The sequence below is a fragment of the Rhizobium sp. NZLR1 genome (assembly GCF_017357385.1).
Lineage (GTDB): Bacteria > Pseudomonadota > Alphaproteobacteria > Rhizobiales > Rhizobiaceae > Rhizobium.
On sequence record NZ_CP071632.1, the window covers coordinates 2,665,715 to 2,679,814 of the forward strand.

At 63.1% G+C, this 14,100-nt stretch carries 17 protein-coding genes; 4 read left to right on the forward strand and 13 right to left on the reverse strand.

The features are described from left to right. Positions 1–57 precede the first annotated feature (57 nt). The 4 genes from J3O30_RS13295 to J3O30_RS13310 all read right to left on the reverse strand — a co-directional run bounded on the left by J3O30_RS13295 (position 58) and on the right by J3O30_RS13310 (position 3,437). Positions 58–1,344 carry a beta-ketoacyl-ACP synthase gene (locus tag J3O30_RS13295; RefSeq protein WP_207580790.1) on the reverse strand — a complete coding sequence of 429 codons (1,287 nt, stop codon included), beginning with the start codon at positions 1,342–1,344 and terminating at the stop codon, positions 58–60. 12 nt (positions 1,345–1,356) lie between these two features. Next, the gene (locus J3O30_RS13300; RefSeq protein ID WP_207580791.1) at positions 1,357–2,562 is read right to left on the reverse strand and encodes a beta-ketoacyl-ACP synthase; all 1,206 of its coding nucleotides are present in this window, start codon (positions 2,560–2,562) and stop codon (positions 1,357–1,359) included. Further along, positions 2,559–3,041, reverse strand: coding sequence for a 3-hydroxyacyl-ACP dehydratase FabZ family protein (locus tag J3O30_RS13305; protein ID WP_049731880.1), 483 nt, complete (start codon positions 3,039–3,041; stop codon positions 2,559–2,561). Before J3O30_RS13305 ends, J3O30_RS13300 begins: the two co-directional genes overlap by 4 nt. A gap of 117 nt (positions 3,042–3,158) precedes the next feature. Then, positions 3,159–3,437, reverse strand: a complete 279-nt coding sequence (locus J3O30_RS13310; protein WP_003540486.1) for an acyl carrier protein — start codon at positions 3,435–3,437, stop codon at positions 3,159–3,161. 416 nt (positions 3,438–3,853) lie between these two features. On the opposite strand from J3O30_RS13310, the gene J3O30_RS13315 reads away from it, so the two are divergent. Then, positions 3,854–4,576 (forward strand): Crp/Fnr family transcriptional regulator, encoded by a 723-nt coding sequence (locus J3O30_RS13315; RefSeq protein ID WP_207580792.1) that lies wholly within the window; start codon positions 3,854–3,856, stop codon positions 4,574–4,576. Here the strand turns inward: J3O30_RS13315 and J3O30_RS13320 are convergent. The 8 genes from J3O30_RS13320 to J3O30_RS13355 all read right to left on the reverse strand — a co-directional run bounded on the left by J3O30_RS13320 (position 4,566) and on the right by J3O30_RS13355 (position 11,289). Beyond that, on the reverse strand, positions 4,566–4,994 hold the full coding sequence (locus J3O30_RS13320) for a L,D-transpeptidase (protein WP_207580793.1): 429 nt from the start codon (positions 4,992–4,994) through the stop codon (positions 4,566–4,568). The two genes, J3O30_RS13315 and J3O30_RS13320, sit on opposite strands and share 11 nt — an antisense overlap. Positions 4,995–5,142: 148 nt before the next feature. Next, positions 5,143–5,343, reverse strand: coding sequence for a hypothetical protein (locus J3O30_RS13325; protein ID WP_207580794.1), 201 nt, complete (start codon positions 5,341–5,343; stop codon positions 5,143–5,145). A gap of 94 nt (positions 5,344–5,437) precedes the next feature. Then, the gene (gene cbiB / locus J3O30_RS13330) at positions 5,438–6,418 is read right to left on the reverse strand and encodes an adenosylcobinamide-phosphate synthase CbiB (RefSeq protein ID WP_207580795.1); all 981 of its coding nucleotides are present in this window, start codon (positions 6,416–6,418) and stop codon (positions 5,438–5,440) included. After that, positions 6,415–7,476, reverse strand: coding sequence for a threonine-phosphate decarboxylase (locus J3O30_RS13335; RefSeq protein WP_207580796.1), 1,062 nt, complete (start codon positions 7,474–7,476; stop codon positions 6,415–6,417). The genes cbiB and J3O30_RS13335 overlap by 4 nt, the downstream gene beginning before the upstream one ends. After that, positions 7,473–8,780: a cobyrinate a,c-diamide synthase gene (locus J3O30_RS13340; protein ID WP_207580797.1), complete on the reverse strand. Its 1,308-nt coding sequence runs from the start codon at positions 8,778–8,780 to the stop codon at positions 7,473–7,475. The genes J3O30_RS13335 and J3O30_RS13340 overlap by 4 nt, the downstream gene beginning before the upstream one ends. Further along, the gene (gene cobA, locus J3O30_RS13345; protein WP_207580798.1) at positions 8,777–9,616 is read right to left on the reverse strand and encodes a uroporphyrinogen-III C-methyltransferase; all 840 of its coding nucleotides are present in this window, start codon (positions 9,614–9,616) and stop codon (positions 8,777–8,779) included. Before cobA ends, J3O30_RS13340 begins: the two co-directional genes overlap by 4 nt. Positions 9,617–9,849: 233 nt before the next feature. Beyond that, positions 9,850–10,800: a nucleoside hydrolase gene (locus tag J3O30_RS13350; RefSeq protein ID WP_207580799.1), complete on the reverse strand. Its 951-nt coding sequence runs from the start codon at positions 10,798–10,800 to the stop codon at positions 9,850–9,852. A gap of 69 nt (positions 10,801–10,869) precedes the next feature. After that, positions 10,870–11,289 (reverse strand): cobalamin biosynthesis protein, encoded by a 420-nt coding sequence (locus J3O30_RS13355; protein ID WP_207580800.1) that lies wholly within the window; start codon positions 11,287–11,289, stop codon positions 10,870–10,872. 98 nt (positions 11,290–11,387) lie between these two features. Here J3O30_RS13355 and J3O30_RS13360 point away from each other — a divergent pair, with 98 nt between their 5' ends. The 3 genes from J3O30_RS13360 to J3O30_RS13370 all read left to right on the forward strand — a co-directional run bounded on the left by J3O30_RS13360 (position 11,388) and on the right by J3O30_RS13370 (position 13,442). Beyond that, positions 11,388–12,173 (forward strand): TSUP family transporter, encoded by a 786-nt coding sequence (locus J3O30_RS13360; protein ID WP_207580801.1) that lies wholly within the window; start codon positions 11,388–11,390, stop codon positions 12,171–12,173. A gap of 109 nt (positions 12,174–12,282) precedes the next feature. After that, positions 12,283–12,648, forward strand: coding sequence for a nuclear transport factor 2 family protein (locus J3O30_RS13365; RefSeq protein WP_207580802.1), 366 nt, complete (start codon positions 12,283–12,285; stop codon positions 12,646–12,648). Further along, on the forward strand, positions 12,648–13,442 hold the full coding sequence (locus tag J3O30_RS13370) for a helix-turn-helix transcriptional regulator (protein ID WP_207580803.1): 795 nt from the start codon (positions 12,648–12,650) through the stop codon (positions 13,440–13,442). Before J3O30_RS13365 ends, J3O30_RS13370 begins: the two co-directional genes overlap by 1 nt. 3 nt (positions 13,443–13,445) lie before the next feature. On the opposite strand, the gene cobO is transcribed toward J3O30_RS13370, so the two are convergent. Further along, entirely contained in the window at positions 13,446–14,096 is a 651-nt protein-coding gene (cobO, locus tag J3O30_RS13375) for a cob(I)yrinic acid a,c-diamide adenosyltransferase (protein ID WP_207580804.1), read from the reverse strand. Positions 14,097–14,100 lie beyond the last annotated feature (4 nt).

The window sequence follows — 14,100 nt, forward strand, 5'->3', positions numbered from 1 at the left end:
GGCAAAATCCCTCGCCTAGACGGCGTCATCTCGTCTCAAAAATGTGTCGGGAACCGCTTAAGCCGGTTCGAGCGCCATGACAAGGCTGGCATTCTGCCCGCCGAAGCCGAAGGAGTTGGAAAGCACGGCTGAAACTTGTGCTTGCCGCTTCTTGTTCGGCACGACATCGAGAACGATCGACGGATCGGGATTGGTATAGTTGATCGTCGGCGGCAACGTGCCGGTCAGCATCGTCTGCAGCGAGAACACCGCCTCGACAGCACCCGCCGCCGTCAGCGTATGACCGATCATCGACTTGTTCGACGAAACCGGGATGCCGACGATCCGTTCGCCGAAGACGGCCGACATCGCCCCATATTCCATCTTGTCATTCTCGGGCGTCGAAGTGCCATGGGCATTGATATAGCCGATGCCGCTCTCGTCGATGCCGGCATCGGCAAGCGCCGCGCGGATCGTCGCGATTGCCGGGCCGCCATCCGGCGACGACCGGGTGCGGTGAAAGCTGTCGGCCTTGTCGCCGGCGCCCTTCATGATGCCGAGCACCTTGGCGCCACGGGCGACCGCCGCTTCCAGCGATTCCAGCACCAGCGTCGCTGCACCTTCGGCGATGACGAAACCGTCGCGATCCTTGCTGAACGGCTTGGAGGCCTTGGTCGGCGGGTCGTTCTGGGTCGAAAGAGCCGACAGTAGCGAGAAGCGGATCAGCGCTTCGGCGCTCAGCGATCCGTCGGTTGCAACCGTCAGCGCTCGGGTCGTCCGGCCCTGGCGGATTGCCTCGATGCCGAGTTGGATCGCCGTGACGCCGGAGGCGCAGGCGGTCGACAGCGTGACGGGAAGACCGCGCGTGCCGAACCGGTCGGCAAGGCGCTCGGAAATCGCGCCGAACAGGGCTGCCTCATGGAAGGCCGGGTCCGGGCGCTGACGCAGCGCCGTCAGGAAACGCTCATAGGCATCACCGGGATGCTCGGAGGCCGGCGAACGGTCGGCAAGCTCGAAACGCGCGCTCCATTCCGGTTCGATCGGCGGGGCGGCAAGGAACAGCGGGCCGTTGAAATCGCCGGAAAGGCCGGCATTGGCCAGCGCCTCGATCGTCGTTTCGCGGGCGAAAGCGTAGGAGCGCTCGACGGCATTTGGTACCGGGATGCCGATAAAATCGACGGTGCCGGCGATCCGCGTCGACAATCCCTCGGTCGGAAAACGGTTGATCTCGTGAATGCCCGACGTGCCTGACGAAAGCGCTGCCCAGTTGTCGCTGAGGCCCTGACCGAGCGAGGTGATGATACCCATGCCGGTCACGGCCACGATCGGACGGCCAAGGTGATCCTTGTAAGCGGAAGCTGTCATATCTTTCACTCCTCACGCATTTGCGGAAAGAACGGCGACGCCCTCGCCGCGCTGGTGCCCGACCGCGGTCACGACGGCGGCGGTGGCGCCTGCGCGCATCGGCGCCTCATGGGCGGCGTCAAAGGGCGGAACCTTGGCCTTGCCGTCGACGGCAAGCGCCGCAAGCGCCAGACCCAGCGTGAACTGCGTCTCGATCGTATGGCCGGTGACGCCACTAAAGCCGCGGATCGCAACGTCGGGCAATTGATGTTCGAGCACCGCCCGCTCGCGGGCGGCAAGATCGTGCATGCCGGTCGAGCCGGAAAAGATCGCCGTGCTTTCGGTCGCAAGCCCCGTGGCCGGTGCCAGGAGCCGCTCCAGCCGGGCTTCGAGATTGCCGGCATTGCGGTTGCCGCGGTCGCCCTCGACCGCGTCGATCACGGCATAGATATGCGCGCCGCGAGCTTCCGCATGCTGGCGCGATTCGAGCACCAGGAAGGCGCCTGCCGAGCCGGTGATCATGCCGCCGCCGGCGCTGGGTCTGCGCGACCAGAGCGGCACCCAGTCGCCGCGCGCATGGGCGCCGATCGCTTCGGTGAGCAGGATCATGTCCGGCCGCTCCGCCGCGAAGGCGCCGCCGACCAACGCATGCGAGGATTCGCCTGATTTGATGCGATAGAAGGCAGTCTCGACGGCTGAGATTCCGGCCGCTTCCTCGCCCATGAAGGTGCGCGACGAGCCTGTGACCTTGTGCACAATCGAGATGTTGCCGGCGAGCAGGTTGGAAAGCTGGGCGAGGAACAGCGTCGGCCTCAACTCCGTCGTCAGCTTCTCGTTCAGCAGCAATTCGCGGTCGTTGCGCTTCAGGGCCTCGTCGACGATCAGTGTATCGACATTGATATCGCGCTCGCCGCCGCCGGCCGCCACGATCATATCCATCGCGCCGCAGGCCTCGAGATCGTCCTTGAAACCGGCATCGTCTAGTGCCAAGCCCGCGGCGAAGACACCGATGCGCTGCCAGTTTTCCATCTGGCGCTGATCGCCGCGCTTAGCGATCTGCTGCGACCAGTCGATCTCGGGCAGCGGATGCACCGGATAGGGCTTGAACTTCTCGGTCTCGACGATCGTCTTGGGGGCGCTTGCCGCCGAAAGCAGCGAGATATGCGCATCCTTGCCGACGCCCTGACAGGTGACGATGCCTATACCAGAGATGACGACGTCGTTTGCAGCCTTGCTCATCCAATCACTCCCTGCGCCGCGATCGCTTCGAGAAGCCCAATCTCGCCGGCACGTTTCTTCACGATATCGCCGAGCGGCACCTCGGAAAACGGCATGGTGCGAAGCTTCAGCTGCGCATCGCAGACCTTCTTGCCGGCGCTGGTGATTTTAGCCTTGGTAACGGCGAAACCCGAACCGTCGTGCTCGAGCACCGCCTCGATGTCGAGCACGGCTTCCGGTTCGACGAAAGTGCGCATCTTGGCCCCGTCGACCGTCATCAGGAAGGGCATGGCGGCGAAATTGGTCACGGCAAGCACCAGCATGCCGGAGGCCTGCGCCATGGTTTCGATCAGGAGCACGCCAGGAACCAGCGGCATACCAGGAAAGTGGCCCTCAAAGACGGGGCTCTTGGCCGGCACGACGGATCGCGCCTTCAGCGTGCCCTTCTTCAGGTCCACCGCTTCGACGCGGTCAATCATCTGGAAATATTCCAGCAGCATTCGGATCCTCCGGCCCGACAGGCCAGATCCGCCCGCCGGTGACGCCTACTTAGGAACGAAACCGCCCGGCCGCCATATTCAAGGCGGCAGGGCGGTCAAAAAAGATTGATATGTCGCTCAGGCCTTGGCGGCTTTGAGCTCGTCGATCTTGGCGCAGAGGTTCTTCAGCACGAAATATTCTTCGGTGGAAACCTTGCCCTCATTGACTTCCTGCGTCCACTTTTCGAGCGGGATCTTGATGCCGAATTCCTTGTCGATCGCAAAGACGATGTCGAGGAAATCGAGGCTGTCGATACCGAGGTCGTCGATCGTATGGCTCTCCGGCGTGATCGTCGCACGATCGATCTCGCTGGTTTCTGCAATAATGTCGGCAACTTTATCGAATGTAGCGGTCACGCGCTGTACCTCATGAAATGACGATTTAAACCCCTCATAGGCAAATCCATTTCAAAAGCCAATGCTTTCATCCGGGCGTGGCGGCAATTTGCCCGCTGGGTGTTGCCTAAACAGCAATGGAAGCGGCCTTTGCCGTCACCCGAGGCGGGAGGCGATGCCGCTGCAGAAAACCCCGTCGGCTCGAGCAGAGTAAAGAAGCCGTCCGAATCAGGCCTGCGGACCGGCGCGCCTCGGCGCGGGTACTTCCAACGAGAGCCAGGCTACCGAAACTTTGATCTGGATCAAATCGCGATCCCGGCGAAATCGATAATCATCAAGTCGCGCTGGAAGAAATTGGGATAGCCGAACCAGTAATCGCGGCGTAATCGTCTCGGTTATACCGCGCGGGCAAACGCGGATTTCGAAGGGATCAGGAGATGGACGTCGCACGCAGTGAGATTCCCGAGGCCGGCACGCCCGTCGCTTGCCGCTCCTGCCAGGCGCGGCACGGCGTCGTCTGCGGCGCCCTGTCCAGCCGCCAGCTCCGGGACCTCGGCCGCCACTCGCTGCGCCGCAAGGTCGATGCCGGCACAGAGATCATCGCTCAAGGGTCGGAAAGCTCGTTCTACTCGAACATCATGCGCGGAGTGGTAAAGCTCTGCAAGGTGATGCCGGACGGACGCCGGCAAATCGTTGGCCTGCAATTCGCCTCCGATTTCGTCGGCAGACCCTTCGTGCGTGAAAGCACGCTGTCGGCCGAGGCCGCGACCGACACGGAGATCTGTGTCTTCCCCCGTAACCTGCTCGACCGTATGATATCGGAGGCGCCGGAGCTGCAGCGCAGCCTGCACGATCAGGCGCTGAAAGAGCTGGATGTCGCGCGCGAATGGATGCTGACGCTCGGCCGGCGCACCGCCGAGGAAAAGGTCGCAAGCCTGCTTCACCTCATCGCCACGCACGTCGAACCGCAAACGGCGACGAGCACCGCCTTCGACCTGCCGCTATCACGCGCCGAGATCGCCGATTTCCTCGGATTGACGATCGAGACCGTCAGCCGCCAGATGACTAGGCTGCGCAAGAGCGGCGTCATCCATATCGAGAACTTCCGACATATCGTCGTCCCCGATATGGATGAGCTGGAAAAGAAAATCAGCGGGTAATCACCACGCGGGTATTGGCAAGGCCGGCTTGGCGCGCCAGCGAGAAGAACTCGGCCGCATTGTCGGGATGCAGGCGGACGCAGCCATGCGAGGCCGGTCGGCCCAGGCGTTTCAGGTCGAAGGTGGCATGAACGGCGTAACCGCCGTTGAAGAACACCGCGTAGGGCATCGGTGCATTGTCGTATTTCCGGGAACGGTGATCGCGCGACAGCCACTTGGCGCTCCACGAACCGGTCGGCGTGACATAGCCGTTGCGCGCGGTCGAAACCTTCCAACGATACTTGACGAAGCCGTTCTCGGTGACGGTCATCGTCTGCTTGCCAATGCTGACATTGGCGACCAGCGTTGCTGCCTGAGCGGCAATGGGAGAAAATTGCAGCAATAAACTTGCGGCGGCGGCCGCCAAAATCGTCTTCATGATAACCCCTCTTCGAACCCGCGCAGTTTAATTGCGCCCACGCGAAAGAGAGACTACGGCAATACTTATTATATAGCTTTAACCCGAATGGTAATCACAATTTTAACATGTTTAAGCCGGAAACGCCGCCGCAGGACAGCGGCCCGCTTCACTGGAGCTTGCGTGGAACCGAGGGCGGGTTCAGCCGCTGGTAGGCCTTGTTCATCTTCTCGCGGATAGAGGCCATGGTGCCGAGGTTATGACCGCAAGCGGCACAGGTGATGATATCCGTCTCCCGGATCTCCGGACGCTCGAACTTCATCTTGGTGCTCTTGCACTTCGGGCACGGTAATTCAACCTGAACTGTCATTGCTCTGCTTCCGGTCTGATGGAGGTATGAGGCGTTTCGCATAAACGTTTGAGCCGGAGCTGTCCACCGCGGTGTGTCCGCGGTGCGTAGCACCCTACAGAAAACACAGAAACAACCCGAATGTCAGACCGGCGAGCACCATGCAGCTGGCATAAAACACCGATACGCCGTCTTCGACGTCGCCGGCGGTAGCTATGTCCCGGCCAGCGTTGTTGATCATCGGCTCCGTCACGATGACACCGCCGTAGATGCGCGGGCCGGCGAGCTGGACGTTGAGAGCGCCGGCCATTGCCGCCTCCGGCCGGCCGGAATTCGGCGAACGGTGCAGGCCGCCGTCGCGCATCGCCACGCGAACCGCCTGGCGGCAGGCGCTGGTACCGCGCCGGACCCAGGCGCCGGCGGCGATCAGCAGGATGGAGAAACGCGCGGCCGGCCAGTTGGCGATATCGTCGAGCCGGGCCGATGCCCAGCCGAAATCGATATATTTTTCCGACTTGTGGCCAATCATCGAATCCGCCGTGTTCAGCATTTTGTAGGCGAGCAAGCCCGGCAGGCCGAAGACGGCATACCAGAGCGCCGGCGCGACGACGCCGTCGGAAAAGTTTTCGGCCAGGCTTTCGATCGCCGCGCGGCACACCGCCGGCTCGTCCAGCGTTTCAGGATCGCGCCCGACGATCTGAGAAACGGCGGCCTGTCCACCGGCAAGCCCCACGTCGCGCAGGGCGACGGCGACCGCCGCGACGTGATCGGCAAGGCTCTTTTGCGCCAGGAAGATCGCCACCAATCCGGTCTCGAGCAGGATGCCGGCGAGACCGAACAGCGCGAAGAACCGGTTGAACACGAAGCCCGCGGCCACCGCCAGCAGCAGCAGGGCCAGGATGGCGGCGACGCCGTTCATTCGGCGTCGGGAGCCGGTGAGACTTGCGGAGTTGAGTTGCCGGTCGGCATAGGAAATCGCCGCGCCGAAGATGACGACGGGGTGCGGTACCCGCGACCACAGCCATTGCGGATCGCCGGCGATCCGGTCGAGCAGCAGCGCCAGAAGCAGCACGAGAAGGTTTTCGTCGATCGTCATCGCTCAAATCTCTGAAGGGCTTCGCAAAGTCGTCGGTCCGCCGCCGGATCCGGCGTCAACCCGAAACGCAGCTGATCCGGCGCATAGTCGAACTTGCGGACGAGAATATGATGGCGGCAGAGATGGGTGTAAATGTCGCTCGCCCTGCCGTCGGCGACAAGAGTGAACAGCGCCGTTCCTCCCGATATCCGCAATCCGGCCGCAGTCAGCACCGCATGCAGGCCGGCGCAGCGTTCATCGATGCGGGCGCGGATTGCAGACACGTCCGAACGCAACAGCGAACCTGCAATCGAAAGAGCCGGGCCCGAGACTGCCCAAGGGCCGAGCCAGTTCTCGAAACGCTCGAGAATATCTTGGCGCGCAATCGCAAAACCGAGCCGGAGACCGGCAAGCCCGAAGAACTTACCGAAGGAGCGGAAGATGATCAGGTTGGAAAGTGATTGCGCTTGGGCTGCTAGGCTCAGCGCCGGATCGGTATCACCGAAGGCCTCATCGACGACGAGAAGCCCGTCTGCCGCCTTCATCCTGTCGTGCAGGGCAATCAGCGTTTCGGCCGGCCAGACCCTGCCGTCCGGATTGTTCGGATTGACGACGACGGCCAGCCGATGCTCGGCCCCGATCGCCGCGACATCGCGGACCGCACCGACGGCACAACCGGCCGAAGCAAAGGCGCGCACATATTCGCCATAGGTCGGCGACACCACTGCGACTTTGTCGTCCGTCACTGCGACTTTGTCGTCCGTCACGGCAACTCTGTCTGTCAAAGAGACTTGCCTGTCCTGCCGGAGCAGGCGCGGCAGAAGCTGGATCACCGATTGCGTTCCGGGCACCGGCAGCGGCAGGATCGCCCCGCTGCCGTAATGCTCGCACGCGGCATGCCTTGCCTCATCGGCGAGATGGCCGTCCGGCAGGCGGTGCCATGCCCTTGCCGGAACGTCAGGCAGGGCGACGGGGCACGGATTGATGCCTGTGGAAAGGTCGAGCCAGTCTTCCGGCCTGCCGCCGAAGGCGGCGGCAGCAGCGGTGATGCCGCCGCCGTGGGCGATGGGCGCGCTCATGCGGCAGCTCTCGCAAGATCGATCAGGTGCATATAGGACCCCGCCACCTGGCCGCGCCGCAACCCGACAGCACCGAGATCGGTTCCGAGCGCATCTTGCGCTGCAAACAGCCGCTTCCCCTCGCCCTCGGACACAACAGTGGAATAGTGGAATTCATGCGCGGTCATCGTCCGCGCGAAGAAGGCGCCGTCGAGCGGTGTCACACGGCGGTAGCCGAGATGGCGTCGGCGTTCGGCATAGCTGGTGACGACGGGCAGCAGGCCGAGCATTTCGTGGCGCTTTCCGCCCGCATCGATCAACCCATCGCCGAGCACCATGTAGCCGCCGCACTCCCCGTAAATCCTGATGCCGCGTGCCGCCGCGTCGAGCATGCCGGCGCGAAAATTCTGCGCCGCCGAAAGCCGCCCGGCATGCAGCTCGGGATAGCCGCCGGGCAGATAGATCGCATCGGCGTCACCGGTCGGCGCCTCGTCGGCGAGCGGCGAGAAGAACGAAATATCAGCCCCGCGGCGACGCCAGCCGAGCAGCATATGCTCGTAGGAAAAGGCAAAGGCGACATCGCGCGCCACGGCGATGCGGGCGCCGATCGGCATCAGCCGGTCGATATTGGCGGCAGACGGCCGGTTGAGCCCCTGCCTTGCAATGCGCAGCAGGAATTCGAAATTGCATTCCTCGGAAACGGCATCCGCCGAATGGTCGATGAAATTATCGAGCGTGGTGTGTTCACTGGCCTGGACGAGACCGAGATGGCGCTCCGGCAAGGCGAGCGCCTTGTCGCTGCCGATTACGGCGATAACAGGCATGCGGATCGCTTCGAGCGCCTGGCGCAGCATCGCCTCGTGCCGGTCGCTGCCAACCTTGTTAAGGATGACGCCGGCGACGCGGACATCGGCGCGGAAGCCGGCAAAGCCTGATACCAGCGGCGCCACTGACTGCGACATGCGCGAGGCATCGACGACCAGCACCACGGACAGGCCGAGCTGAGCGGCAAGATCGGCCGCAGTTCCCCTTCCGTCGGCCGCTCCGTCGAAAAGTCCCATCATCGCCTCGATGACGAGGATGCGGTCGCCGGAACGGTGAAGGGCTGAATTGGCCGAGATCAGCTCCGGGCGCATCGCCCAGGGATCGAAATTCAGGCAGGGCGTGCCACTTGCGGCCGCATGAAAGGCGGGATCGATGTAATCGGGACCGGCCTTGCCGGGCGCGACCGCGATGCCGCGCCGGCGCAACGCCCTGAGCAATCCGAGCGTCACCGTCGTCTTGCCGGCGCCGGAGGACGGCGCTGCGATCAGGAGGCCGCTCATGTCAGCACCTTGCCGGACCGGCGGAACGGATCGGGTTGCAGCCGCCGTCCGGCGAGCGCGCCGAGCCAATCGAGCGAGGCTCTGAGCCGCACCACCTCGCCGACGACGACCACCGCTGGCGGTTCGAGCCCGGCGGTGGCGATGGCCGCGGGCGCCTCGGCTAGCGTCGTTTCCAGCACCTGCTGCCGGCCAGTGGCAGCGTTGCAGACGAAGGCGACAGGTTCGGTAGGCTCCCGGCCGGCGGCGATCAACCGGGTGCTGATCTCGGCGATGTGTTTCATCGCCATATACATGACGATCACGGGAGAGCCCCGGCCGATCGCCTCCCAGTTGATCCTGTCGGGCACGATGCCGGAGGAATCATGGCCGGTGAGGAAGGTCACGGCGTGGTTGATGTCGCGATGCGTCACCGGGATGCCGGCATAGGCAAGCCCGCCGATGCCGGCGGTGATGCCGGGCACGATGCGGAAGGGGATATTGTGCTCGACCAGCGTCAGCGCCTCTTCGCCGCCGCGGCCGAAGACGAAGGGATCGCCGCCTTTCAACCGCAGCACCCGCTTGCCGGCGCGTGCCAGTTCCACCAGCCGCAGCGAGATGTCACGTTGTTTGGCCGAAGGCTTGCCGCCGCGTTTTCCGGCATATTCCACCACCGCTTCCGGCCGCGCCAACGCCAGGCATTCCTCGTTGACCAGCGCGTCGTGCACGATGACGTCGGCCTCGGAAAGCCCTCTTGCGGCGAGCAGCGTCAAAAGCCCGGGATCGCCGGGACCGGCACCGACCAGCCAGACGGTGCCCGGCTCCAGCGCCGGAAGATGGGAGAATGCGGCATCGATCATCTTGCTGATCTAGAGCATGATGCCGAAAAGTGTAAGCGGTTTTCGGACGACATTATGCGCACCTGTTTGTTTTAGATCCGCCGGGCGCCCTGTCTCACCGGAAGTTGCCGAGATGACCATGACTCACTTTGCTAGGAAGCGGAATCAAACTCTCGGAAAACCCGAATAACAATATGAATATATTATCATATAGTCGCGACGACCGGCCGCGAAGCGGCCAGTCTTCCAATCGGTCAGGCCCTGAGCAGCGTGTCGCGGATGAGATCGATAACCTTTTTCGATTCGATGCCGGTGCAGACGATCTGTCTCGGCAGGCCATCCCAGTCACCCGGCGGAAAACGGCGACCGTCCGGCTTTACGATGGTCTGGCCGTCGGCGATGCCGCCACAGACGACACGCACCGCACCCGATATCGACGAGAACAGTTCGGGCGCCACGACATAGACTGAGGCGCAGCTATCATGCACCATCATGCCGTCCTCAACCGCATGCTTGTAAAAATCGATGTAGGACTGCGAGAGTTCATTGAGCTGTTTGACCGCCTTGTCGCCCTTGGCCGCCATCTCGCCAAGATAGCTGCGGCTCATCGTGGTGACCGCGGTGACGTCGAGGCCGATGACGGTCACCTTCCAGGGCGCGGTCATGACGATATCCGCAGCTTCGGGATCACCATGGATGTTGGCCTCGGCGACCGGCGAGACATTGCCCGGCACATAGAAATTGCCGCCCATGATGACGACGTCCTTGACCAGCGTTGCGATCTCGGGGGCTTCCTTCAGCGCCAGCGCCAGATTGGTCATCCGCCCGACAGCGACGAGGCGCACTTCGCCCGGATGGGCGCGCACGGTATCGATGATGAAGCGATGCGCCGGGCGCGGATCGAGCGGCAGGTCGATCGTCTCCGGCACGTCGATATCGCCGAGGCCATTGTCACCATGCACCATGGCCGGCCAGGGCCGCTCGGCGCGCGAGGGGTCGATGGTGACGCTGGCGCCCTTGGCAACGGGTGCCGGAATATTCCAATCGCGCTTGAGGAAGAGCGCATTGCGTGTCGTCGTCTCGACCGAGGCGTTACCGAAAACGGTGGTGATGCCGATCAGATCGATTTCGGGGTGGCGGTGCAGGAAAAGAAGCGCCATGGCGTCATCGACGCCCGGATCCGTGTCATAAATGACCTTGTGCATTGATATCCTCTAAATGTAGATCGCGAAGCTGCCGGACGGCGTCGCAACGTGTGGCCACCATAACGCCCGTCAGGCTTTCCGCAACCCGATGCCGGCAATCGCCGCTGTCGCATGCGCGGATTTGATCTTGCCGAGCAGCAGCTCCGCATCCGCTCCAATGGCCGCAAGTGCCGCGGATTCCGCCACGCCATGGCAGCCGACACGGGCAAAGACGATGGCAGAGGGATTTTTAAGCCGCGGCGTTTCCTCTTCCAGCCGCGGCGCATCGAAGAAGACGGCGGGCACGGCAAAATGCCTGGCAACGGCAAGGATCGCCGCTTCTTCGGAACGGCTGTCGATCGAGGCAATGGCAGCAAGCTCCGCCCCGATGATACCGGCCGCTTCAACCGCTTCGATGGCCAGTGCCAGCACTTCAGCGGGCGGCGTTTTGCGCTCGCAGCCGAGCCCGAGCACGTGATGTCTGCTCCTGTCGAAGGTAATGTCGCTCATGTTGCTGCCGAATGCGCCTTGCCATGTCCTTTGCAGCCATTGCAGCCCGAGGCGGGAAATGCAAGAAGGCGGCCTGAAAGCCCCTCCGGAACTCCGTCTTGCCCGATATCACCTTCCATCTGCTTCTACTGCTCTGCGCGGCGGCCTTTTTTGCTGGTTTCGTCGATTCGATTGCCGGTGGCGGCGGCCTCATCACCGTTCCCGCCATGCTGATTGCCGGCATTCCGCCGCTGCAGACGCTCGGCACCAATAAGGTGCAGTCGATCTTTGGTGCCGCCTCGGCAACGCTCGCTTATGCCCGCAAGGGCCACGTGCAGCTTCGCGAACAATTGCCGATGGCGCTGATGGCGGTCATGGGCGGGGCGCTCGGCGCTGCCCTTGCCACGATCGTACCCGGACAGGTGCTGCAGGCGATCATGCCGGTGTTGCTGCTGTCGATCGCGATCTTCTTTGCCGTCAAGCCGAACCTCAACGACGTCGATACCCATCGCCGCATCACGCCCTTCGCCTTCGGCCTGACGCTGGTCCCGGCCATCGGCGTTTATGACGGGGTCTTCGGCCCGGGCACCGGCTCCTTCTTCATGCTCGCCTTCGTCACACTCGCCGGCTTCGGCGTGCTGAAGGCAACCGCCCACACCAAGCTTCTCAATCTCGGCTCGAATTTCGGCGCGCTGATTGTCTTCGCAAGCTTTGGCGCGATACTCTGGAAGATCGGCCTGTTGATGGGCATCTGCCAGTTCCTCGGCGCGCAGCTCGGTTCGCGCCTTGCCATGCGCATCGGTTCGAAGCTGATCAAGCCGCTGCTGGTGATCGTGTGCGTCGCCCTGGCGGTCAAGCTCCTCGCCGACCCGGCAAATCCGCTGCGCTTGTGGCTCGGCATCTGACGGAGACGCTTGGCCGTCTTCCATTACCTCTGGCGTAATTGATAGGGTGCACCACCTTCCCGCATGATCGCCCTGCCTGAATGACGGGCGATCAAAAGGAGATGACCCGATGAACGATGCAAACAGCAATGCCGAGCGCTACCTCGCCATCTGGAACGAGACGGATGCGGCTCGCCGCCGCGCTCTCATCGCCGAGAGCTGGGCGGAAGCCGCAACCTACATCGATCCGCTGATGCGCGGCGAAGGCCACGAGCAGATCAATTCGCTGGTGGAGGCCGTGCAGAACCGTTTCCCCGGTTTCCGTTTCGAACTGATCGGCACGGCTGACGGCTATGGCGACAATCTGCGTTTCTCCTGGGGCCTCGGACCTGCCAATGGCGAAGCACTGATCAAGGGCACGGATTTTGCCGAACTCGAAGACGGCAAACTGAAATCCGTCCGCGGCTTCATCGACCAATTGCCGGAAGCTGCCTGATGAAGCCGACCGCCCGCCCTCTTGGAGATCATCTGCGCGGATGGCGCCAGCGCCGCCGGATGAGCCAGCTCGACCTGGCGCTGGAGGCAGATATCTCGCAGCGGCATCTGAGCTTCATCGAGAGCGGGCGCTCGACGCCGAGCCGCGACATGCTGCTGCATCTTGCCGAACGCCTCGGCGTGCCGCTCCGCGACCGGAACCCGCTGCTGCTGGCGGCGGGTTTCGCTCCCGTCTTTACCGAGCGTGCACTCGACGATCCCGCCTTGGAACCGGCGCGCCGCGCCATCGACATGGTGTTGAAAACTCATCAGCCTTTCCCGGCGCTCGCGATCGACCGCCACTGGACGCTCATTGCCTCCAACGCGGCGCTGGCGCCGCTCATCTCAGGCATTGCCGATCCCTCCCTGCTGGAACCGCCAGTCAATGTGCTGCGCCTCAGCCTGCACCCGCAAGGACTGGCGCCCCGCATTGCAAACCTCCCGGAATGGCGCGCCCACCTTATCGACCGGCTGCGTCAGCAAATATCGGCTTCGGGCGATCCGGTATTGGAGAGGCTGCTGAACGAACTGCTGTCCTATCCGGCGCCCGAAGCGGCGAACGATGCGCATACCGACCACGCCGGCATCGCCATTCCGCTGAAGCTTTCGACCAAGGCCGGTCTGCTATCCCTGATCTCGACGACCACGGTCTTCGGCACGCCCGTCGACATCACTCTGTCGGAACTGGCCGTGGAATCCTTCTTCCCGGCGGATGAGGAAACGGCCGCGATCCTGCGCGGCCTCTCTCTCAACTGATGCCTAGAATTCCACGCCCGGCTGGCCCTTGATGCCGGAGCGGAACGGATGCTTGATCAGTTCCATCTCGGTCACCAGGTCGGCGATCTCGATCAGTTCCTCCCTGGCGTTGCGCCCCGTCAGCACGACATGCGTCATGGGCGGCTTCTCGTTCTTCAGGAATTCCACGACCTCGTTGATATCGAGATAGTCGTAGCGTAGCGCGATGTTGATCTCGTCGAGCAGCACCATGGAATAGCGATCGTCGCGGATCAGCTCCTTGGCCTTTTCCCAGGCAGCCGAGGCGGCGGCAACGTCGCGGGCGCGGTCCTGCGTTTCCCAGGTGAACCCCTCGCCCATGGTGTGGAACTGGCAGAGATCGGAGAAATGCTTCTCGATCAGATCGCGCTCGCCGGTCCACATCGCACCCTTGATGAACTGCACGACGGCAGAGGGCTTGCCATGGGCGATGTGGCGGAAGATCATGCCGAAGGCGGCCGATGACTTGCCCTTGCCCTTGCCGGTGTGGACGATGATCAGCCCCTTGCCATCGGTCTTGGTCGCCATGATCTTGTCGCGGGCGGCCTTCTTCTTCGCCATCTTCTCGGCATGGCGCGCATCGTCCTTTCCAGCTTCGCCTTCTGGGATCGCGCTCTCCGGTGTCTCGTCGCTCATCGGT